This window comes from Pseudomonas sp. SCA2728.1_7 (assembly GCF_018138145.1).
Taxonomy (GTDB): Bacteria; Pseudomonadota; Gammaproteobacteria; order Pseudomonadales; family Pseudomonadaceae; genus Aquipseudomonas; species Aquipseudomonas koreensis_A.
The window spans coordinates 3,988,436-4,011,436 of the sequence record NZ_CP073104.1 but is presented as its reverse complement, the minus strand read 5'-3'; the positions used below and the strand labels follow the sequence as shown (position 1 = coordinate 4,011,436).

General features: G+C 61.8%; 4 protein-coding genes. 2 read left to right on the top strand and 2 right to left on the bottom strand.

Translation table 11 applies throughout. The annotated features are described in order from the left end of the window. Positions 1 to 5: 5 nt before the first annotated feature. Complete coding sequence (gene lapD, locus KBP52_RS17770) at positions 6 to 1,952, top strand: cyclic di-GMP receptor LapD (RefSeq protein ID WP_212620658.1); 1,947 nt, start codon at positions 6 to 8, stop codon at positions 1,950 to 1,952. 805 nt (positions 1,953 to 2,757) lie between these two features. On the opposite strand, the gene KBP52_RS17765 is transcribed toward lapD, so the two are convergent. Together KBP52_RS17765 and KBP52_RS17760 are read right to left on the bottom strand one after the other, a co-directional pair. Beyond that, on the bottom strand, positions 2,758 to 3,096 hold the full coding sequence (locus tag KBP52_RS17765; RefSeq protein WP_007918987.1) for a hypothetical protein: 339 nt from the start codon (positions 3,094 to 3,096) through the stop codon (positions 2,758 to 2,760). Between the two features lie 148 nt (positions 3,097 to 3,244). Beyond that, positions 3,245 to 21,283, bottom strand: a complete 18,039-nt coding sequence (locus KBP52_RS17760) for an immunoglobulin-like domain-containing protein (protein WP_212620657.1) — start codon at positions 21,281 to 21,283, stop codon at positions 3,245 to 3,247. A 360-nt stretch (positions 21,284 to 21,643) separates the two neighbouring features. Here KBP52_RS17760 and KBP52_RS17755 point away from each other — a divergent pair, with 360 nt between their 5' ends. Continuing rightward, entirely contained in the window at positions 21,644 to 22,993 is a 1,350-nt protein-coding gene (locus tag KBP52_RS17755) for a TolC family outer membrane protein (protein ID WP_016985554.1), read from the top strand. Positions 22,994 to 23,001 lie beyond the last annotated feature (8 nt).

Below are 23,001 nucleotides of genomic sequence, written 5' to 3'. Positions count from 1 at the left end.
CTCAGATGTCTTTGTTCAAACAGCTGTTGATCGCTATCTGTCTGTTCCTGGTGGTCGCCTTCACCGGCAGCTTCATGGTCAGTCTGGAAAGCTCGCGCACCCAGTACGTCAACCAGTTGCGCTCCCACGCGCAGGACGCCGCGACGGCGCTGGCTTTGTCGCTGACGCCGAATATCGACGACCCGGCGATGGTCGAGTTGCTGGTCAGCTCGATTTTCGACAGTGGTTATTACGCGAGCATTCGTGTGGTCGATCTGAAGACTGATCAGACGATTGTCGAGCGCAGCGGCATTCCGGCCGTCAGCAATGTGCCGGACTGGTTCGTCAAACTGATCGGTCTGGAACCGGCTGGTGGCGATGCACTGGTCAGCCGTGGCTGGGAACAGGCCGCGCGGGTCGAGGTGGTCAGCCATCCGATGTTCGCCGTGGCCAAACTGTGGCAGAGCGCGTTGGGCAGCCTCGGCTGGCTGCTGATCTGCGGCGCAGTGAGTGCGGTGCTCGGGGCACTGCTGCTGCGTCGGCAGTTGAAGCCACTGGATTACATGGTCAAGCAATCGCACGCCATCGCCCGCCGCGAATTCCTCAGCCTGCCGGATCTGCCGCGCACGCCTGAGTTGCGTCGCGTGGTGCAGGCGATGAACCAGATGGTCGAGAAGCTCAAGGCACTGTTTCAGGAGCAGGCCGAGCGCAGTGAAAAACTGCGCGCCGAGTCCTATCAGGACAACCTCACCGGGCTGGCCAACCGCCGTTATTTCGAGATGCAGTTGAATAATCGGGTGAGCAACCCGGAGCAGGCCAGCTCCGGTTATCTGCTGCTGTTGCGGGTCAAGGATCTCGCTGGGCTCAACCAGCGTCTCGGTGGCCAGCGCACCGATGAACTGCTGAAAGCAGTTGGCGAACAATTGTCCCGCGAATGCGCGAAGTACCCGGAAACCCAGAACCTTGTCACCCGTATTCGTGGCGGTGAATTCGCCGTGCTGGCGCCGGGGCTGGTTCGTGAAGAAGCGCTGCAACTGGCGCAGAACCTCGACAATGCCTTGAGCAGTCTGCACGCTACCGGCGCGACCGACGTCGCGGCCGTGGCGTCGATCGGCCTGGCGCCATTCACTCACGGCGATTCGCCGCAACAAGTACTGACGCTTGGCGATCAGGCGCTGGCGCAAGCCGAAGGGCAGGGCGAGCAGAACTGGGCCTGCATCGATCAGAGCCTGACGGCGGATGTCGGCGACGATCACCACGCTTGGCACCGCTTGCTCGATCAGGCCTTGAGTCAGCAGCGTTTCGAGCTGTATTTCCAACCGGTGGTGGCTGCCGCCGACACGCAACTGGTGCTGCATTACAAAGTTCTTTCGCGCTTGCTCGATGATCAGGGCCAGACCATCCCGGCCGGGCGCTTCTTGCCGTGGCTGGAGCGCTTCGGCTGGACCGCGCGGCTGGATCGGCTGATGCTCGAACGCGTGCTGGAACAGATGAAGGCGCATGAGGATTCGCTGGCGCTGAACCTGTCCTCGGCGACCCTGGCTGATCCGCAGGCGCTGAACAAAGTCTTCGAGATTCTGCGTGCGCATTCCAACCTCGGCGAGCGCCTGACCCTGGAAATCGGTGAGGAGCAATTACCGGAGCAGGCGGTGCTGGAACAGTTGACCCGGCGCCTGCGCGAACTGGGTTTCTCATTGAGCCTGCAGCGCTTTGGTGGTCGCTTCAGCATGATCGGCAACCTGGCGCGGCTGGGGCTGGCGTACTTGAAGATCGATGGCAGCTACATTCGTGCGATTGATCAGGAGAGCGACAAGCGTCTGTTCATCGAGGCGATCCAGCGTGCGGCGCACAGCATTGATCTGCCGCTGATTGCCGAGCGGGTCGAGACGGAAGGGGAGTTGGCGGTGATTCGTGAGATGGGCTTGTACGGGGTTCAAGGGCAGTTGTTGGGTGAGCCGAAGCCTTGGCAGTGAGTCATTGCAAAAGCAACCCTCACCCTAGCCCTCTCCCGGAGGGAGAGGGGACTGATTGGGGGATATTCGGGAAATACGCCGACGTGAGCGATTTGCGCTGAATCCATAATCGACCCGGTTTTTCAGGTCGATGTATGGCGCCAGACACCTCGATCGGCACCTCTCGGTCAGGGAGAGGGGGCTGATTGGGGGATATTCGGGAGATACGCCGACGTGAAAGATGTCCGCTGAATCCGTAATCGACTCGATTTCTCAGGTCGATGTATAACGCCAGACACCTCGGTCGGCTGCTCTCCGTCGGGGAGAGGGCTTGTATGGGATTCAGGGGCAGTTGTTGGGTGAACCGAAGCCTTGGCGGTGAGTCATTGCAAAAGCAACCCTCACCCTAGCCCTCTCCCGGAGGGAGAGGGGACTGACCGTGGGATATTGATGTAATACGCCGACGTGAAAGATGTCCGCTGAATTCATAATCGACTCGATTTCTCAGGTCGATGTATAACGCCAGACACCTCGGTCGGCTGCTCTCCGTCGGGGAGAGGGCTTGTATGGGATTCAGGGGCAGTTGTTGGGTGAACCGAAGCCTTGGCGGTGAGTCATTGCAAAAGCAACCCTCACCCTAGCCCTCTCCCGGAGGGAGAGGGGACTGATTGGGGGATATTCGGGAAATACGCCGACGTGAGCGATTTGCGCTGAATCCATAATCGACCCGGTTTTTCAGATCGATGTATGGCGCCAGACACCTCGGTCGGCCCCCTCTCCCTCGGGGAGAGGGCTGGGGTGAGGGTAGGCTTTTGATTACGGGGGATCAGATCAACCCGCCCTCATCCTCATCGATCAACTGGCTCAACCCACCTAACGCTTCCCGCGCCTGTGTCCGGTCCATCAACTTGGCCTGGGCCGCCGGTGGCAGGTCGGTGACGCGGATTACGCCTTTCTGGGTCAGCACCTGAATCAGGTCGTCGAGGACCCGAATCATTTCGAAGTCACTCTGCTTGAGCTGTTTGAGGCTGGTTTCCACCACTTCGTTGGCGAACCAGGCCTGGATTTCATGGCTGTCGGCCGGCAGGGTTTCCGTGGCCTCGGCGTAGGCCGCGGCTTCCACGCGAATCAACAGACCTTGCGCATCGCGTTGCACGTAAAACATTGAGCATCCCTCGGAAATGAACCAGCGTCATGCTGTCAGCAGCATAGCCAACTGCGCGCGAGTATGCGGTGCGGCGACGTAATCGTCACCGTCGCGGTAGGCGCAAACGTGACGGCCGCCCCAGAAGGGCGGCCGTTTTGTTCATGTATCAGCTGTTGTTGTGGTCGACCTTGATGGTCGGGTCACTGCCGGCAATCAGGTTGTGAATGTTGGCGCTCGACCAGTTGTTGCCTTCCAGTTTGATCGTCACGTCCGGGGTTGCCGCAGCAGCATCGCCGGAGTTGAACTTGCCCGCCGAGCTGACTTGCAGCGACGACGTGCCGTCGACCGTGGTGATCTTCAGGAAGTTGTCGATGGTGCTGCCGGTCTCGCCCTGCAACAGATCGCGCAGATCGATACGGTCACCGTCGGCGGCCTTGAAGTCCTTGATCACGTCGTTGCCGGTGTCGCCCGCTTTCCAGACGAAGGTGTCGGCACCCGAACCACCGATAAGGATGTCGTTGCCCTGACCGCCGATCAGCGTGTCGTTGCCGGTGCCGCCGAGCAGGATGTCATTGCCTTTGCCGCCATCAAGCCAATCATTACCGCCCGAACCGAAGAGGATGTCATTGCCCGCGCCACCCAACAGCGTGTCATTGCCGTCATGCGCGCCGGAGACATCGAACGCCTGATAGTGCTCGGTGATGTACTGGTGCACGTTGCTGGTGGTGACTTTGCTGACATCGACCCCGGTTTCCTTGGCCACGAACGCCTGCATCGCCTGATAACCCTCGCCGGCAATGCCGTTGAAGCTCACCAGATCGCCGAACAGGATGTCGTTGCCGTCGCCACCGCTGACGGTGTCGTTGCCTGGCATCGTCGCTTCGGTGTGGCCGATGATCGAGTTGGCCAGGTCCTTCGGATCGATGTTGGTCTGCGGCGTTTTGTCCGAGTCGTAAGGCTTCAGATCGTTGAGGCTGACATCGTTGTTCAGTCCGATAGCCTCGACGTTCGACAGACCGCTGAGCAAGGCAAAACCACTGGTCGAGTTACTGGTCGTTGCCGAGTTGGTGCTGTTGCCGGTACCCGCCAGACTCGACAACTCATAGGTGCCGTCGCCCTGCGCGTGGATGGTGCCCAGATTAGTGCCGCTCCAGCCCCACCACGAATTGTAGGTTTGCAGGGTCACTGTGCCGGCGCTGTTGATCGTCAACGCATGGGTATTGTCGATATAAGTGCTGAAGGTGTCGCCCGGCTTGTAGTTGCTGGTTTTCACCACATCGTCGAGCTTCACGTTGCCGTACAGCGTCGGGTTGGTCTGCTCGCCGCTCTGGTAATAGGTCGGCTGGCCGTCGGTGATGAAGTACGTAAGGTTCTTCGCGCCGGTGTTGGCCACAGCGTCAGCGCTCTGGAACCAGTTGGCCGTGGTCTTGAACACATCCTCGTAGTTGGTGCCGCCGCCGGAGGCCATCGAGTCCAGTACCGCTTTGAGCTGGGTCAGCGCGTTCGGGTCGTTGAGGTTCACCGACACCGACTTGTTGACCTGGGTATCGAAGTCGACTAGGAAAATGTTCACCGTGCCCGAATTGCTGCCGCCCAGGCTCTGCTTGAGGCTGTTGAACACCGAGGTCAGCGAGTCTTTGGCGGCGTTGAGCGACGAACTGCTCATGCTGCCGGAGCTGTCGACCATGAACGCGATGTTGTAGTTGGTACCCGGCACCACGGTCAGGCCACCGATGTCGGCGACGATGATGTCGTTGCCATCGGTGCCGGTGACGGTATCGTCGGCCGAGGTGGCGACAATGGCGTTGTAGACCGCCGGCACCACGCTGACCGGAATGGTCGCGGTGCTGCTGGCCGAGCCGCCGACCATCTCGGTGGAGGTCGAGGTCACGGTCAGGTTGAACTGGCCGTTGTAGTACGGCGGCGGGGTCACGGTCAGGCTGCCGAGGTTCCAGCCGGTGACGTTGGCGTCGCCGCTGCTGGCGGTGACGGTGAAGGTATGACCCGCGCCATCGCTGAGCACCGAGCCGACCGGTGCGCCGCTGATCTTCACGCTCAGGGTTTCCGAGCCGTCGGTGTCGGTCAGGGCGGTGGTGATCGCCGAGAGTTTCACCGTGGTGCCTTCGGCGCCGGTGTTGAGTTTGTAGCCGTCGTAATAGCCTTCGCCGTTGCTGCCGTGCAGATCGGAGACGGTCACGCCCGAATTGATCAGATCCTGCACGCCGGTGTAGATCGGCACGCCGGCGCTGCTCAGGTCGATTGGCGTGCTGCCGTTGACCGACAGGTTGACGTCGTAGCTGCCTGGGCCGCTCTGGTTGTGGTGGTAGATGTCCAGGGTGTAGTAGCCGCTGGTGGTCGGGGTGAACGAGCCATTGATGGCGCCGCCCGCGCCCCAGGTACCCGAAGCCACACTCTTGCCGCCGATCGTGATCAACAAACTGTCATCGGCAATACCGCTGAAGGTGTAGGTCTTGCCGGCTTCCAGATAAATCAGGCCTGACGTCTTCGATGCCGTGCCCGCCGCAACGCTACCGTCGGACTGCACATTGGTGACCGAGCCACTGGAGTTCGGTTTCCCGGCGCCGTCGATGACGTTTTTCAACGTGGTCGAATCCGCGCCATTGCCGTTGGTGCCCAGACCCGAGAGACCAGTCCAGACTTCCTTGATCAGGCCGGTGGACTTCACGCTGTTGTCGGCCACGCTCACGGTCGGCGCATCCGCCACCGGCGTAATGTCGATCTTCACGGTGCCGGTGTTGCCCAGCAGTTGGCCGTCGGTTGGCTGGAACTTGATCTGCGCGTAGTCCGCCTGATTGTTGCCCAGGCCGCTGCCGCCGTAACCGTTGACGCCCGACTCGTTGGCATCCGGCAGGAAGCGCAGCTTGCCCGCGTCGATATCAGCCTTGCTGAAGGTCTGGTTGTTGGCAACGTCTTTCCAGGTCGAACCGTCCAGATACTGCAGTTTACCTTCACCCGGCAGCTGGGTGATTTTGATGCCGAGGCTGCTGGCCGGGCTGTCGACGTCGGTCACACCGAAAGTCGACCAGCCGAGTACCAGCGGGGTGTCTTCGGTGCCGGTGACATTGCTCGGTGCAGCGACCGGTGCGTCGTTGACCGCCACCACGTTGACCGTGGTGGTTGCGGTGTTGGAGTAGTTGCCGCCATCGGTCACGGTCACGGTGATGATCCGCGGTACGGTGCTCGGATTCTCACTGCTGTTAGTGAAGCTGATGTTCTTGATGGCCTGCATGTAATCAGCCAGCGTCGCGTTGCCCGACAGTGTCAGGGTCACGGTGCCGTTGGTGCTGTTGGCATTGATGGTAATGCCGTTGACGCTGTTGCCCAGGTTCAGCGCATCGCCGTCCTGACGGTTGGTCAGAACCACAGTGGCACCGGTGAGCAGGGTGCTGTCCGGGTCAGTGATGCTGATGTCGGTGTCGGCAATCGATACGCCCGCGCCCGGGGTGTTTTCGGTGAAGGTCACCTTGTAGTCGGCACCGGTGGCACCGCTGGAGTTGTTGCCATCCAGGTCGATGACCGGCGGTGCGTCGTTGTCGATGATCGAGGTGCTGACGCTGCCATTGGTGCTGCTGACCGCGAGGTTCTCGAAGTTGCCGCCGGTGGCGGAATCGATCTTGACCACGAAGTTCTCGGTGCCTTCGGTGATCTTGTCATCGATGGTGGCGACGTTGAACTGCGCGCTGCTCGCACCTGCCGGGATCTTCACGGTGTACACACCGGTGAAGTCGGAACCGTCGGCGGCGGTGCCGCTGTAGACGATTTTCAGGGTCACTTCGGTTTGCGCCGTGTGGTTCAGGCTGACGGTGTAGCTGGCAGCCTGGCCTTCGGTCACCGAGCTGCTGCCGGTGATGCTGACGGTGGTGGTGTCGATAGTGTCGGTGACGCTGGTCACGGCTGGCGTGTTGCTGGTCACCAGATTTTCGAAGCCGCCGCCGCTGGTGCCGGTGATGCTTGCCTGCACGGTGCCGGCGTCTTTGTAGACATCGTCGGCCGGTGCTGGAACGGTCACGGTGCCAGTGGTTTTACCCGCGTCGATGGTGATCACCGAGCCATTGCTCAGGGTCACGGTGACTGGCGAGCCAGCGGCGTTGGTCAGCGTTGCGGTGTAAGTGATCTGGCCACCTTCGGCCACAGTGCCGGTCGCGGACAGCGACAGGTTGGTGGTGTCGACGGTGTCGGTGACGGTAGTCGAAACCGGAGTCTTGTCGGCGACAAGGTTCTCGTAGTTGCCGCCAGTGACATTGGTGATCGAGTTGGTCAGCGGTGCGTGGCCTGTCAAAGCGTCGTTAGGTGCAGTGGTGGTCGCGGTGCCGGTGGTCTGGCCAACACCGATGGTGATGGTCTGACCGTTCGACAGGGTTACCACAACCGGCGAGCCAGTCACTGGAGCACCGACGGTCGCGGTGTAGACGACGTTGCCGCCCTCAGCCGCAGAGCCGGTGGCCGTCAGCTTCACGGTGGTGGTGTCGATGGTGTCGGTGACGCTGGTCACGGCCGGAGCCGTGCTGGTGACCAGGTTTTCGAAGCTGCCACCGGTGGCGGTTTTGATCGTTGCCTGGACATTGCCGGCGTCTTTGTAGACGTCATCGGCTGGCGCCGGGACGGTCACGGTGCCGCTGGTTTTGCCCGCGTCGATGGTGATCACCGAGCCGTTGCTCAGGGTTACGGTGACTGGCGAACCGGCAGCGTTGGTCAGGGTCGCGGTGTAGGTGATCTGACCACCTTCGGCCACGGTGCCGGTCGCGGATAGCGTCAGATTGGTGGTGTCGACGGTGTCGGTGACGGTGGTGCTGACCGGGGTTTTGTCGGCGACCAGGTTCTCGTAGTTGCCGCCAGTGACGTTGGTTATCGAGTTGGTCAGCGGTGCATGACCAGTCAGTGCGTCGTTTGGCGCCGTGGTGGTCGCGGTGCCCGTGGTCTGGCCGACGCCGATGGTGATGGTTTGACCGTTCGACAGGGTTACCACAACTGGCGATCCAGTCACTGGAGCACCGACGGTCGCGGTGTAGACGACGTTGCCGCCCTCTGCCGCAGTAGCCGTTGCCGTCAGCTTTACGGTAGTGGTGTCGATGGTATCGGTGACGCTGGTAATTGCCGGCGTCGTGCTCGGCACCAGGTTTTCGAAGTTGCCACCGGTGGCGGTGCTGATCGTCGCCTGCACGGTACCGGCGTCTTTGTAGACATCGTCAGCCGGGGCCGGGACCGTCACGGTGCCGGTGGTTTTACCGGCGTCGATGGTGATCACGGCGCCGTTGCTCAGCGTCACGGTCACTGGCGAGCCAGCGGCATTGGTCAGGGTCGCGGTGTAAACAATCGAACCGCCTTCAGCGACCGAATTGGTAGCGCTCAGCGACAGATTGGTGGTGTCGACAGTGTCGGTCACGTTCGTGCTGACCGGTGTTTTGTCAGCCACGAGGTTCTCGTAGTTACCGCCAGTGACGTTGGTGATCGAGTTGGTCAGCGGCGCATGACCGGTCAACGCATCGTTCGGTGCGGTGGTGGTCGCGGTGCCGGTGGTCTGGCCGACGCCAATAGTGATGGTCTGACCGTTGGCCAGGGTCACAACAACCGGCGAACCGGTGACTGGCGCGCCGACAGTAGCGGTGTAGACAACGTTGCCGCCCTCGGCTGCAGTTGTGGTTGCAGTGAGTTTTACGGTGGTGGTGTCGATCGTGTCGGTGACGCTGGTCACGGCCGGAGTCGTGCTCGGCACGAGGTTTTCGAAGTTGCCACCGGTGGCGGTGCTGATGGTCGCCTGCACGGTACCCGCGTCTTTGTAGACGTCATCGGCTGGCGCTGGAACGGTTACGGTACCAGTGGTTTTACCGGCGTCGATGGTGATCACGGCGCCGTTTGACAAGGTTACGGTCACTGGCGAACCAGCGGCGTTGGTCAGCGTGGCGGTGTAAACAATCGAACCGCCTTCAGCCACAGAACCGGTCGCACTGAGCGACAGGTTGGTGGTGTCGACAGTGTCGGTCACGGTAGTGCTGACTGGCGTCTTGTCGGCCACGAGGTTTTCGTAGTTGCCGCCGGTCACGTTGGTGATCGCGTTGGTCAGTGGCGCATGACCGGTCAATGCATCGTTTGGCGCTGCGGTGGTTGCGGTGCCGGTGGTCTGGCCGACGCCAATGGTGATGGTCTGACCGTTCGACAGGGTGACCACGACTGGCGAGCCCGTCACTGGCGCGCCGACAGTTGCGGTGTAGACGACATTGCCGCCTTCAGCGGCAGTGGCGGTGGCAGTCAGCTTCACGGTGGTGGTGTCGATGGTATCGGTAACGCTGGTGATAGCCGGAGTCGTGCTCGGCACCAGATTCTCGAAGTTGCCACCGATGGCGGTGCTGATCGTCGCCTGCACGGTGCCGGCGTCTTTGTAGACGTCGTCGGCTGGCGCTGGAACGGTCACGGTGCCGGTGGTTTTGCCGGCGTCGATGGTAATCACGGCGCCGTTCGACAGGGTGACGGTCACTGGCGAGCCAGCGGCATTGGTCAATGTCGCCGTATAGACGATCGAGCCACCTTCAGCCACAGAGCCGGTCGCGCTCAGCGACAGGTTGGTGGTGTCGACGGTGTCGGTCACGTTGGTGCTGACTGGCGTCTTGTCGGCCACGAGGTTTTCGTAGTTGCCGCCGGTCACGTTGGTGATCGCGTTGGTCAGTGGCGCATGACCGGTCAATGCATCGTTTGGCGCTGCGGTGGTTGCGGTGCCTGTGGTCTGGCCGACACCGATGGTGATGGTTTGACCATTGGCCAAATTCACGACAACTGGCGAGCCAGTTACCGGTGCGCCGACAGTCGCGGTGTAGACAACATTGCCGCCTTCAGCCGCCGACTCGGTGGCCGTCAGTTTGACGGTGGTGGTGTCGATGGTGTCGGTGACGCTAGTCACGGCTGGCGTCGTGCTCGGCACCAGATTTTCGAAGTTGCCACCGGTGGCGTTGCTGATTGTGGCCTGCACGGTGCCGGCGTCTTTGTAAACGTCGTCGGCTGGTGCTGGAACGGTCACGGTGCCAGTGGTTTTACCCGCGTCGATAGTGATCACGGCGCCGTTGCTCAGCGTCACGGTGACTGGCGAACCAGCGGCGTTGGTCAGCGTGGCGGTGTAAACAATCGAACCGCCCTCAGCCACAGAACCGGTCGCACTGAGCGACAGGTTGGTGGTGTCGACAGTGTCGGTCACGTTGGTGCTGACCGGGGTTTTGTCAGCCACGAGGTTTTCGTAGTTGCCGCCGGTCACGTTGGTGATCGCGTTGGTCAGTGGCGCATGACCGGTCAATGCATCGTTTGGCGCTGCGGTGGTTGCGGTGCCTGTGGTCTGGCCGACACCGATGGTGATGGTCTGACCGTTGGCCAGCGTCACGACGACAGGCGAGCCGGTGACGGCTGCACCAACAGTGGCGGTGTAGGTGACCGTGCCACCCTCAGTTGCCGACTCGGTCGCAGTGAGTTTGACGGTGGTAGTGTCGATGGTGTCGGTGACATTGGTCACGGCCGGCACGGTGCTCGGTACCAAATTCTCGAAGTTGCCGCCGGTCGCGGTCGAAATGGTTGCTTCGACTTTGCCTGCATCTTTGTATACGTCATCCGCCGGTGCAGCGACGGTGACGGTGCCAGTGGTTTTACCCGCCTCGATGGTGATCACGGCGCCGTTGGACAGCGTCACGGTCACTGGCGAGCCTGCGGCGTTGGTCAGCGTGGCGGTGTAAACAATCGAACCGCCTTCGGCCACAGAGCCGGTCGCACTGAGCGACAGATTGGTGGTGTCGACGGTATCGGTGACCGTGGTCGAAACCGGTGTCTTGTCGGCTACGAGATTCTCGTAATTGCCGCCGGTTACACCGGTGATCGAGTTGGTCAGTGGTGCCTGACCGGTCAGTGCATCGTTAGGTGCCGTGGTGGTCACGGTACCGGTGGTTTTGCCGACTTCGATGGAGATGTTCTGGCCGTTGGCCAAGGTCACCACGACAGGCGAGCCGGTCACTGGAGCGCCGACAGTGGCGGTGTAAGTGACGGTGCCGCCTTCAGCGACCGACGTATCAGCCGTCAGTTTGACGGTCGAGGTGTCGATGGTGTCAGTCACTTCGGTCACGGCCGGAACAGTGCTCGGCACCAGGTTTTCGAAGTTGCCGCCGGTGGCGGTGGAAATCGTCGCTTCGACTTTGCCGGCGTCTTTGTAGACGTCATCAGCCGGAGCAGGAACGGACACGGTGCCAGTGGTTTTACCCGCCTCGATGGTGATCACGGCGCCGTTGGACAGGGTCACGGTGACTGGTGAGCCAGCCGCGTTGGTCAGCGTCGCGGTGTAGACGATCGAGCCCCCTTCAGCGACCGAGCCAGTCGCGCTCAGCGACAGGTTGGTGGTGTCGACGGTATCGGTGACGTTAGTCGAAACCGGAGACTTGTCAGCCACCAAGTTCTCGTAATTGCCGCCGGTAACACCGGTAATCGAGTTGGTCAGCGGCGCGTGGCCGGTCAGGGCATCGTTCGGTGCGGTGAAGGTCACGGTGCCGGTGGTTTTGCCGACTTCGATGGTGATGTTCTGGCCGTTGGCCAGGGTCACGGTGACCGGCGAACCGGTCACTGGAGCGCCAACAGTGGCGGTGTAAGTGACGGTGCCGCCTTCAGCCACGGAGGTATCGGCCGTCAGTTTGACGGTCGAGGTGTCGATGGTGTCAGTCACTTCGGTCACGGCCGGAACAGTGCTCGGCACCAGGTTTTCGAAGTTGCCGCCGGTGGCGGTGGAAATCGTCGCTTCGACTTTGCCGGCGTCTTTGTAGACGTCATCGGCTGGCGCTGGAACGGTTACGGTGCCAGTGGTTTTACCGGCCTCGATGGTAATCACCGCGCCGTTCGACAGGGTCACGGTGACTGGCGAGCCAGCTGCGTTGGTCAATGTCGCGGTGTAGATGATCGAACCACCTTCGGCCACAGAACCGGTCGCGCTAAGCGACAGGTTGGTGGTGTCGACAGTATCGGTGACGTTGGTCGAAACCGGTGTCTTGTCGGCCACGAGGTTTTCGTAATTGCCGCCGGTAACGCCGGTGATCGAGTTGGTCAGTGGCGCCTGACCGGTCAGCGCATCGTTCGGTGCGGTGAAGGTCACGGTGCCGGTGGTTTTGCCGACTTCGATGGTGATGTTCTGACCGTTGGCCAAGGTCACCACGACTGGCGAGCCGGTCACTGGAGCGCCCACAGTGGCGGTGTAAGTGACGGTGCCGCCTTCAGCCACGGAAGTATCAGCCGTCAGTTTGACGGTCGAGGTGTCGATGGTGTCAGTCACTTCGGTGACGGCTGGAACCGTGCTCGGCACCAGGTTCTCGAAGTTGCCACCGGTAGCGGTGGAGATCGTCGCTTCGACTTTGCCCGCGTCTTTGTAGACGTCATCGGCCGGAGCTGGAACGGTCACAGTGCCAGTGGTTTTACCGGCTTCGATGGTGATTACCGCGCCATTAGACAGCGTCACGGTGACTGGCGAGCCAGCCGCGTTGGTCAGCGTCGCGGTGTAGATGATCGAACCACCTTCCGCAACAGTGCCGGTCGCAGTCAGCGACAGGTCAGTGGTGTCGACGGTGTCGGTGACATTGGTCGAAACCGGCGTCTTGTCCGCCACCAGATTTTCGAAGTTGCCGCCGCTTACCTCGGTGATCGCATTGGTGATCGGCGCGTGGCCGGTCAATGCATCGTTCGGCGCGATGGTGGTCGCGGTGCCGGTGGTCTGGCCAACACCAATGGTGATGGTCTGACCGTTAGCCAGGGTCACGACCACAGGCGAACCGGTCACTGGCGCGCCGACGGTTGCGGTGTAAGTCACGCTGCCACCCTCGGCCGCCGATTCGGTCGCGGTGAGTTTGACGGTGGTGGTGTCGATGGTGTCGGTGACGTTGGTCACGGCCGGCACGGTGCTCGGCACCAGGTTCTCGAAGTTGCCGCCCGTTGCATCCTTGATCGTCACTTCGACTTTGCCGGCGTCTTTGTAGACGTCATCGGCCGGCGCAGCAACGGTCACGGTGCCGGTAGTTTTGCCAGCCTCGATGGTGATTACCGAGCCGTTGCTCAGGGTCACGGTTACCGGCGTGCCGGCCGGGTTGGTCAGCGTCGCGGTGTAAACGATCGAACCGCCTTCAGCCACCGAATCGGTTGCGGTCAGGTTCAGGTTGGTGGTGTCGGTAGTGTCCGAAACCACGGTGTCGGCGGACTTGCCGTCGACCGCGAGTTTTTCGTAGTTGCCGCCGGTGGCGCCGTCGATGGTGACGCTCAGCGAGCTGCCGCCGGCCAATGGGCTGTTCGGTGCAACGAAGTTCACCGAGCCGGTGGTTTCACCGACAGCGATGGTGATGGTCTGGCCGTTGGACAGGGTCACGACAACCGGTGAGCCAGTCACTGGCGCGGTCACGGTCGCGGTGTAGACCACGGTTTCGCCTTCGGCGACGTTCGCCGTGGCAGTCAGCGACACGGTGGAGGTGTCGATGGTGTCGTTGACGGTGGTGACGGCCGGGGCAGTGCTGGTGACGAGGTTTTCGAAGTCGCCACCGGTCGCGCCCTTGATGGTCGCTTCTACGGTGCCGGCGTCTTTGTAGACGTCGTCTTTCGGTGCGTCGACGGTCACGGTGCCGGTGGTTTTGCCAGCGTCGATGGTGATCACGGCACCGTTCGACAGGGTCACGGTGACCGGCGAGCCAGCAGCGTTGGTCAGGGTCGCGGTGTAAGTGATCTGGCCGCCTTCGTCCACCGCGCCGGTCGCGGTCAGCGACAGATTGGTGGTGTCGACGGTATCGGTCACGGTGGTGCTGACCGGAGTTTTGTCGGCCACGAGGTTTTCGTAATTGCCGCCGGAAACGTCGGTGATCGCGTTGGTCAGCGGTGCATGGCCAGTCAGCGCATCATTCGGTGCGGTGGTGGTCACGGTGCCGGTGGTTTTACCCACTTCGATGGTGATGTTCTGACCGTTGGCCAGGGTCACCACAACTGGCGAGCCAGTGACTGGCGCACCGACCGTGGCGGTGTAGGTGATGGTGCCGCCTTCAGCTGCAGACTCGGTGGCGGTCAGTTTGACCGTCGAAGTGTCGATGGTGTCAGTGACGTCGGTGACGGCTGGCGTGGTGCTCGGAACCAGGTTCTCGAAGTTGCCGCCGGTGGCGTCCTTGATGGTGACTTCGACTTTGCCGGCGTCTTTGTAGACGTCATCGGCCGGTGCAGCGACGGTGACGGTGCCGGTGGTCTTGCCCGCTTCGATGGTGATCACCGAGCCATTGCTCAGGGTTACAGTCACCGGGGTGCCGGCCGGGTTGGTCAGGGTTGCGGTGTAAACGATCGAGCCGCCTTCCGCCACGGTGCCGGTCGCGGTCAGCGACAGGTTGGTGGTGTCGACGGTGTCAGTGACGGTGGTCGAAACCGGGGTTTTGTCGGCAACGAGGTTCTCGTAATTGCCGCCGCTCACGTCGGTGATCGCGTTGGTCAGCGGCGTATGGCCGTTCAGCGCGTCGTTCGGTGCGGTGGTGGTGACGGTGCCGGTGGTTTTGCCGATTTCGATGGTGATGTTCTGGCCGTTCGCCAGGGTCACGACGACCGGCGAACCGGTGACTGGCGCGCCGACAGTGGCGGTGTAGGTGACGGTGCCACCTTCAGCCGCAGATTCGGTGGCGGTCAGTTTGACCGTCGAGGTGTCGATGGTGTCGGTGACTTCAGTCACGGCCGGAACAGTGCTCGGCACCAGGTTCTCGAAGTTGCCGCCGGTAGCGTCCTTGATGGTGACTTCGACTTTGCCGGCGTCTTTGTAGACGTCATCGGCAGGCGCCGCAACGGTGACGGTGCCAGTGGTCTTGCCCGCTTCAATGGTGATCACCGAACCGTTGCTCAGGGTCACGGTCACCGGCGTACCGGCGGGATTGCTCAGGGTCGCGGTGTAGATGATCGAACCGCCCTCGGCGACCGAATTGGTAGCGCTGAGCGACAGATCAGTGGTGTCGACGGTGTCAGTGACCGTGGTCGACACCGGGGTCTTGTCGGCCACCAGGTTTTCGAAGTTGCCGCCGGAAACGTTGGTGATCGAGTTGCCCAGCGACGCCTGACCGTTCAATGCGTCATTCGGCGCGGTGGTGGTCACGGTGCCGGTGGTTTTGCCGACTTCAATGGTGATGCTCTGGCCGTTAGCCAGAGTGACCACGACAGGCGAACCCGTGACCGGCGCGCCAACCGTGGCGGTGTAAGTGACGGTGCCGCCTTCAGCGACAGTGGTGTCGGCCGTCAGCTTCACGGTCGAAGTGTCGATGGTGTCAGTCACCTCGGTCACGGCTGGCGTCGTGCTTGGCACCAGGTTTTCGAAGTTGCCGCCCGTGGCGTCCTTGATCGTGACTTCGACTTTGCCGGCGTCCTTGTAGACGTCATCGGCCGGGGCCGCAACGGTCACGGACCCCGTGGTCTTGCCCGCTTCGATGGTGATCACCGAGCCATTGCTCAGGGTCACAGTCACCGGGGTGCCGGCCGGGTTGGTCAGCGTAGCGGTGTAGACAATCGAACCACCCTCAGCCACGGTGCCAGTCGCGCTCAGCGACAGGTTGGTGGTGTCGACGGTGTCGGTCACCGACGTCACGGCCGGAGTTTTGTCGGCCACAAGGTTCTCGTAATTGCCGCCGCTGGCGCCGTCGATTTTCACGCTCAGCGTATTGCCGCCAGCGAGTGCATCGTTCGGTGCGGTGAAGTTGACGCTGCCGCTGCTGGCGCCGACCGGAATGGTGATGGTCTGGCCGTTGGACAAGGTCACGACAACCGGCGAACCGGTCACCGGCGCGGTGACGGAGGCGGTGTAAACCACCACGCCGCCTTCAACGGTGCTGGCGGTAGCGGTCAGCGAAACGGTGCTGTTGTCGATGGTGTCGGTCACGTCGGTGACCGCCGGGGTCTTGTCGACCACCAGGTTCTCGAAGTTGCCGCCGGTGGTCTTGGTGATGCTCGCATCGACCTTGCCAGCGTCTTTGTAGACGTCATCGGCCGGCGCTGCGACGGTTGCGGTGCCAGTGGTCGCGCCCTTGGCGATGTTGATCACCGCGCCGTTGCTCAGGGTCACGGTCATCGCCGTGCCTGCCGGGTTGGTCAGGCTCGCGGTGTAGACGATCGAGCCGCCCTCGGCGACCGAAGCGGTGGCGCTCAGGCTGATATTGGTGGTGTCGACCGTGTCGGTCACGGTGGTGACCACCGCGGAACGGTTGGCATCGACCTGCTCGAAGTTGCCGCCGCTGTGGCTGGCAATCGCCGTCTGTACTTTGCCGCCGTCGATGTACGGGGTGTTCGCAGGGGCAGCGAAGTTCACCGAGCCGCTGGTGGCGCCAGCGGCGATGTTGATCACCGCGCCGTTGGCCAGGGTCACGGTCATGGCGGTGCCGGCCGGATTGCTCAGGGTCGCGGTGTAGGTGATCTGGCCACCTTCGCTGACGGTGTCGCTGGCGCTGAGGGTCAGCGTGGTTTTGTCGATGGTGTCATTGACGGTGGTGCTGACCGGAGTCTTGCTGACGTCGAGTTTCTCGAAGTTGCCGCCAGTGGCATCGGTCATGGTCACGGTGAGCTTGCTGACGTCTTTGTAGACGTCGTCGCTCGGCGCAGCGATGGTCACCGAACCGCTGGTTTTGCCAGCTTCGATGGTGATGGTCTGGCCGTTGCTCAGGTTGACGGTGACCGGCGTTTGCGCGGCGTTGGTCAGGGTCGCGGTGTACGTGATCGAGGTGCCTTCGAGCACATAGCTTTCAGCGCTGAGTGTCAGGTGCGTGGTGTTGATGGTGTCGGCGACGTTGGTCACCGCTGGCGTCGGATTGGCTACCAGGTTTTCGAAATTGCCGCCGTCGGTGCCCTTGATGGTCACTTCGACTTTGCCGGCGTCTTTGTAGACGTCATCGGCCGGGGCTGGGACGGTCACGGTGCCGGTGGTCTTGCCGGCGTCGATGGTGATGGTCGAACCGTTGCTCAGGGTCACGGTCACCGGGGTGCCGGCCGGGTTGGTCAGCGTCGCGGTGTAAACGATCGAACCGCCTTCGTTGACGTTGCCGGTGGCGGTCAGCGAAACGGTGGTGGTGTCGACGGTGTCGGTCACGGTGGTGCTGACCGGGGTTTTGTCGGCGACCAGGTTTTCGTAGTTGCCACCGGTAACGTTAGTGATCGAGTTGGTCAGCGGTGCATGGCCGGCCAGTACGTCGTTTGGTGCGGTGGTCGACACGGTGCCGGTGGTTTGGCCGACAGCGATGGTGATGCTTTGGCCGTTAGCCAGGGTGACTACGACTGGCGAGCCGGTCACTGGCGCGCCAACAGTGGCGGTGTAAGTGACGGTGCCGCCTTCAGCAGCAGTTTCGGTGGCAGTCAGCTTCACCGTCGAGGTGTCGATGGTGTCAGTGACGTCGGTCACGGCTGCAACGGTGCTTGGCACCAGGTTCTCGAAGTCGCCGCCGGTGGCGTCCTTGATGCTCACTTCAACTTTGCCGGCGTCCTTGTAGACGTCATCGGCAGGTGCAGGGACGGTCACGGTGCCGGTGGTTTTGCCCGCTTCGATGGTGATTACCGAGCCATTGCTCAGGGTCACGGTGACGGGCGAGCCTGCTGCGTTGGTCAGGGTCGCGGTGTAAACGATCGAACCGCCTTCAGCCACGGTACCGGTGGCGCTGAGCGTCAGGTTGGTGGTGTCGTTGGTGTCGGTCACGGTGGTGCTGACCGGGGTTTTGTCAGCGACCAGATTTTCGTAATTGCCGCCGCTGACCGCGGTGATTGAGTTGGTCAGTGGAGCATGACCGGTCAGCGCATCGTTCGGTGCGGTGGCAGTCGCGGTGCCGGTGGTCTGGCCGACGGCGATGGTAATGGTCTGACCGTTGGCCAGGCTCACGATGACCGGCGAGCCGGTGACTGGCGCGCCGACGCTCGCGGTGTAAGTGACGGTGCCACCTTCAGCAGCGGTCTCGGTCGCGGTCAGTTTTACCGTCGAGGTGTCGATGGTGTCGGTCACGTCGGTGACGGCTGGCGTGGTGCTCGGAACAAGGTTCTCGAAGTCGCCGCCGGTGGCGTCCTTGATGGTCACTTCGACTTTACCGGCGTCTTTGTAGACGTCATCGGCAGGTGCGGCAACGGTCACGGTGCCGGTGGTTTTACCGGCCTCGATGGTGATCACGGCGCCGTTCGACAAGGTTACGGTGACGGGTGAGCCGGCTGCGTTGGTCAGGGTCGCGGTGTAAACGATCGAACCGCCTTCAGCCACGGTACCGGTGGCGCTGAGGGACAGATTGGTGGTGTCGGTGGTGTCGGTGACGGTGGTGCTGACCGGAGTTTTGTCAGCCACCAGATTTTCGTAGTTACCGCCGGAAACCTCAGTGATCGAAGTGGTCAGCGGCGCATGGCCGGTCAGCGCATCGTTCGGTGCAGTGGCGGTTACGGTGCCGGTGGTCTGGCCGACCGCGATGGTGATGGTTTGGCCATTGGCCAAGGTCACGACGACAGGCGAACCGGTGACCGGCGCGCCAACGGTCGCGGTGTAGGTGACGGTGCCGCCTTCAGCCACGGTGGTGTCAGCGGTCAGTTTGACGGTCGACGTGTCGAGGGTGTCGGTCACTTCGGTAACAGCCGGAACGGTGCTTGGCACCAGGTTCTCGAAGTTGCCGCCAGTGGCGTTGTCGATGGTGACTTCGACTTTGCCGGCGTCTTTATAGACGTCATCAGCGGGTGCCGCGACGGTCACGGTGCCGGTGGTTTTGCCCGCTTCGATGGTGATCACCGAGCCGTTCGACAGGGTCACAGTCACCGGAGTGCCGGCCGGGTTGGTCAGGGTCGCGGTGTAAACGATCGAACCGCCTTCAGCCACAGAGCCGGTGGCGCTGAGCGAAAGGTTGGTGGTGTCGGCAACGTCAGTGACGTTGGTGGAGACCGGGGTTTTATCGGCGACCAGATTTTCGTAGTTGCCGCCCGAAACGCCAGTGATCGAGTTGCTCAACGGCGCGTTGCCGGCTAGCGCGTCGTTAGGCGCGGTGGTGGTCACGGTGCCGGTGGTTTGGCCGACGGCGATGGTGATGTTCTGGCCGTTGGCCAGGGTCACGACAACCGGCGAGCCGGTGACTGGCGCGCCGACGGTTGCGGTGTAAGTGACGGTGCCGCCTTCAGCCACCGAGGTGTCAGCCGTCAATTTCACGGTCGAGGTGTCGACGGTGTCGGTCACTTCGGTGACAGCCGGAACGGTGCTCGGCACCAGGTTCTCGAAATTGCCGCCGGTGACGTTATTGATGCTGACTTCGACTTGGCCGGCGTCTTTATAGACGTCATCGGCCGGTGCTGGAACGGTCACGGTGCCGGTAGTCTTGCCGGCGTCGATGGTGATCACCGAGCCATTGCTCAGGGTCACGGTCACTGGCGTGCCGGCCGGATTGGTCAGGGTCGCGGTGTAAACGATCGAGCCGCCTTCAGCAACGCTGCCGGTCGCTGACAACGACAGATTGGTGGTGTCGATCGAATCGGTAATGGTGGTGGTCGCTGGCGTGGTGTTCGGCACCAGATTTTCGAAGTTGCCACCGGTTGCGCCGGTAATCGTGGTGCTGACCGTGCTGCCATTGTTGTAGACGTCGTTGGCCGCTGTCGGCACGTTGACGGTGCCGGTGGTTTTGCCGGCTTCAATGGTGATGGTCGAACCGTTCGACAGGGTGATCGTCACCGGCGTTTGCGCGGCGTTGGTCAGGGTCGCGGTATAGGTGATCTGGCCACCTTCGACGACGGTGCCGGTGGCGGTGAGGCTGACGTTGGTCGTGTCGACCGAATCAGTAATGGTGGTCACTGCTGGCGTCGGGTTCGGCACCAGGTTTTCAAAGTTGCCACCGGTGGTACCGGTAATCGTAGTGCTGACGGTGCTGCCGTTGTTGTAGACGTCATTGGCCGGGGTCGGCACGTTGACGACGCCAGTGGTCTGGCCGGCTTCGATGGTGATGGTCGAACCGTTCGACAGGGTGACGGTCACCGGGGTTTGCGCCGGATTAGTCAGGGTCGCGGTGTAAGTGATCTGGCCGCCTTCGGTGACGGTCGAGCCAGCGGTCAGCGTGACCGTGGTGGTGTCGATCGAATCGGTGATGGTAGTCACCGCTGGTGTCGGGTTCGGCACCAGGTTTTCGAAGTTGCCGCCGCTGGCGCCGGTAATCGTGGTGGTGACGGTGCTGCCGTTGTTATAGACGTCGTTGGCCGGGGTCGGCACGTTGACGGTGCCGGTAGTCTGGCCGGCGCCGATGGTGATCGTCGAGCCGTTCGACAGGGTGACAGTCACCGGAGTTTGGGCCGGGTTGGTCAGGGTCGCGGTGTAAGTGATCTGGCCGCCTTCGGTGACACTCGGCCCTGCCGTCAGGGTGACGGTGGTGGTATCGATGGTGTCGGTGACCTGGGTCGTGGCCGGGTTGGTCGGCGGCGTCACGGTGATGCCATTGCCGCCGGTGGTGCCGGTGACGGTCACGTCGATCTGGCTCGGGTCGTTATAAACGGTGTCGTTCGGCGCCAGCGGCACGTTGACGGTGCCCGTGGTGGAGCCGGCTGGAATCACAATCACCGCGCCGTTGGAGAGGGTGATGGTCAGGTCGGTCAGCGGCGCCTGGGTCAGGGTCGCGGTGTACACCAGCACGCCGCCGGCTTCGGTGATGGTCGGCGTGGCGCTGAGGCTCAGGGTCGATTCACGCAGGGCGTTGGTGGTGGTATCGGTGGTCTGGCCGCCGGTAATATTTTGCGCGGCTTGACCGGCAGCGTTGATGCCTGCGGTCGGGAAACCAATGGTCGGGTCAACACGGCCAGCGGTGGCGTCGAGCATCACGAAACTGTGACCGCCACCGGCGGCACCGCCCGTGCCTGCGGCGCTCGGGCCGGCAGCGGTGGCGTCAAGCGCGGTAGTCGGGTCGACACCGGCGGCGATGGCTTGCTGCAGTTCGGCTACCGACGGCGCAGCCTGCGCGGTGGCCTCAGCCAGGTCCGTGCTGGAGTCGGGCGCGGTGGCGCTCCACTGGGTTTCGCGACCCAGATCGAGAGTGCGGCCATCTGTCAATTCCAGCGACACGGCGCCGGAGAGGCCGGTGTCGATCTGGTCGCCGACAAACAGGCGATCGCCTTCAACGAGTACGCGACGTACACCCTCAGGGGAGACTACAAATACCTGACCGACAATGCTTTTGACGATGGCAACAACACTGCTCATTGAAGACTCTCCGGGGGTGTCACGTTCAGTTGACTTCCATAGACCTGATGGCTTTTGGCGCCGACTCAGTCTGGACGTACTTTTAAAATTTGCGAATCAAGTTTGACGCGTCATTTCGTCAATAATTTGGCTAGATTCTTTCGCTATTAACTTTATGCCAAACTATTGACCTTCTGGGTGCCATCCTAAACAATCGCCCCACTAATGTCACATTGATATTTCCGCGGCGACCTGTCCTTCAGCGTGTGATCCAGTTCCTGTTTTGAACTTTCCGACATACGGTCAATCTGGTTGCCATCATCCGACGCAGCGCCACGTTTTGCTGTGATTCAAGACAAGAAGTTCTGGGAAATTCCTATCATGCGTTCGCCCCTGCTTTTCGCCGTACCCTTCGCTCTCGCCGCCTCTTTTGTACAAGCACAATCCTTACCAGAAGCCATGCAGCAGGCACTGGATGTCCATCCGGAAATCCAGGCGGGGGTCAACAGTCGTTTGGCGGCGGATTATCAATTAAGAGCGGCAAAAGGTGGATACCTGCCGAAGGTCGATCTGCTCGGCGGTTATGGCCGTGAAGGCACCGACAGCGTCACCACCCGCGCCAATTCCGGTAACCACTACGAAACCCTGAACCGCAGCGAGTCAAGTTTACGTCTCTCGCAAATGGTCTTCGACGGTTTTGCGACGTCCAGCGAAGTCGGGCGTCAACAAGCCACCGTTAACTCTCGCGCTTACTCGTTGCTCGGTACTTCCGAGCGCACCGCGCTGACCGTCGCCCAGGTTTATCTGGACGTGCTGACCCGCCGCGAATTCGTGCGTCTGGCCGAGGACAACCTCAAGAGCCACCAGCGCATCTACGACCAGATCCAGTTGCGCACCCAGCGCGGTGTCGGCAGCGGTGCCGACCTCGATCAGGCCGAAGCGCGGATGGCTCAGGCCCGTAACAACCTGATCACCGAGCAGACCAATCTGGCCGACTCGGAAACCAACTTCCTCAGCGCCGTTGGCCAGATGCCCGATCAACTCGAGCGTCCGGCGCCGTTCATGGCGATGATGCCGGCCAACCTCAATGAAGCGCGCCAGCAGATGCTGGAAAACAGTCCGATCCTGCGTTCGGCCGAGTCCGACATCGCCGCCGCCGAGAAGCAATACGAAACCGCCAAATCGACCTTCTACCCACGTTTCGACGCCGAACTGGGCCGTACCGCCGACAACGATCTCGACGGCCAGAATGGCCACAACAACGAATGGCAGGCGATGTTGCGCATGCGCTTCAACCTCTATTCCGGTGGCAGCAACAAGGCTGATCTGGAATCCAAGTCGTACCTGTCGAACCAGGCGTTGGACATCCGCAACAACGCTTTGCGTCAGTTGAACGAAGAGCTCGGCCTGGCCTGGAACGCCTTGAACAACGCCAACGCGCAGGTGCCGATCGCGCAGCAATACGTCGATCACAGCACCTCGGTGCGCACCGCCTACCAGCGTCAGTTCAGCCTCGGCGAACGCACCCTGCTCGATTTGCTCGACAGCGAAAACGAGTTGTTCACCGCTTCGCGGCGTTTGGCGGAAATCAAAAACATTCAGTTATTTACTCAGTACCGAATCAAGGCGACCATGGGCGAGTTGCTCAGAAGCCAGGGAGTGGTCGCACCGTTGGCATCCGTTGTGCAAAACGACGTCAAGCCCAAGGTCCAGCTGCCTGGGATGAATTGAGTTATCCC

Coding starts and splice junctions, on each gene's coding strand:
- lapD (WP_212620658.1), top strand. CDS start 6: ATGTCTTTGTTCAAACAGCTGTTGATCGCTATCTGTCTGTTCCTGGTG.
- KBP52_RS17765 (WP_007918987.1), bottom strand. CDS start 3,096: ATGTTTTACGTGCAACGCGATGCGCAAGGTCTGTTGATTCGCGTGGAA.
- KBP52_RS17760 (WP_212620657.1), bottom strand. CDS start 21,283: ATGAGCAGTGTTGTTGCCATCGTCAAAAGCATTGTCGGTCAGGTATTT.
- KBP52_RS17755 (WP_016985554.1), top strand. CDS start 21,644: ATGCGTTCGCCCCTGCTTTTCGCCGTACCCTTCGCTCTCGCCGCCTCT.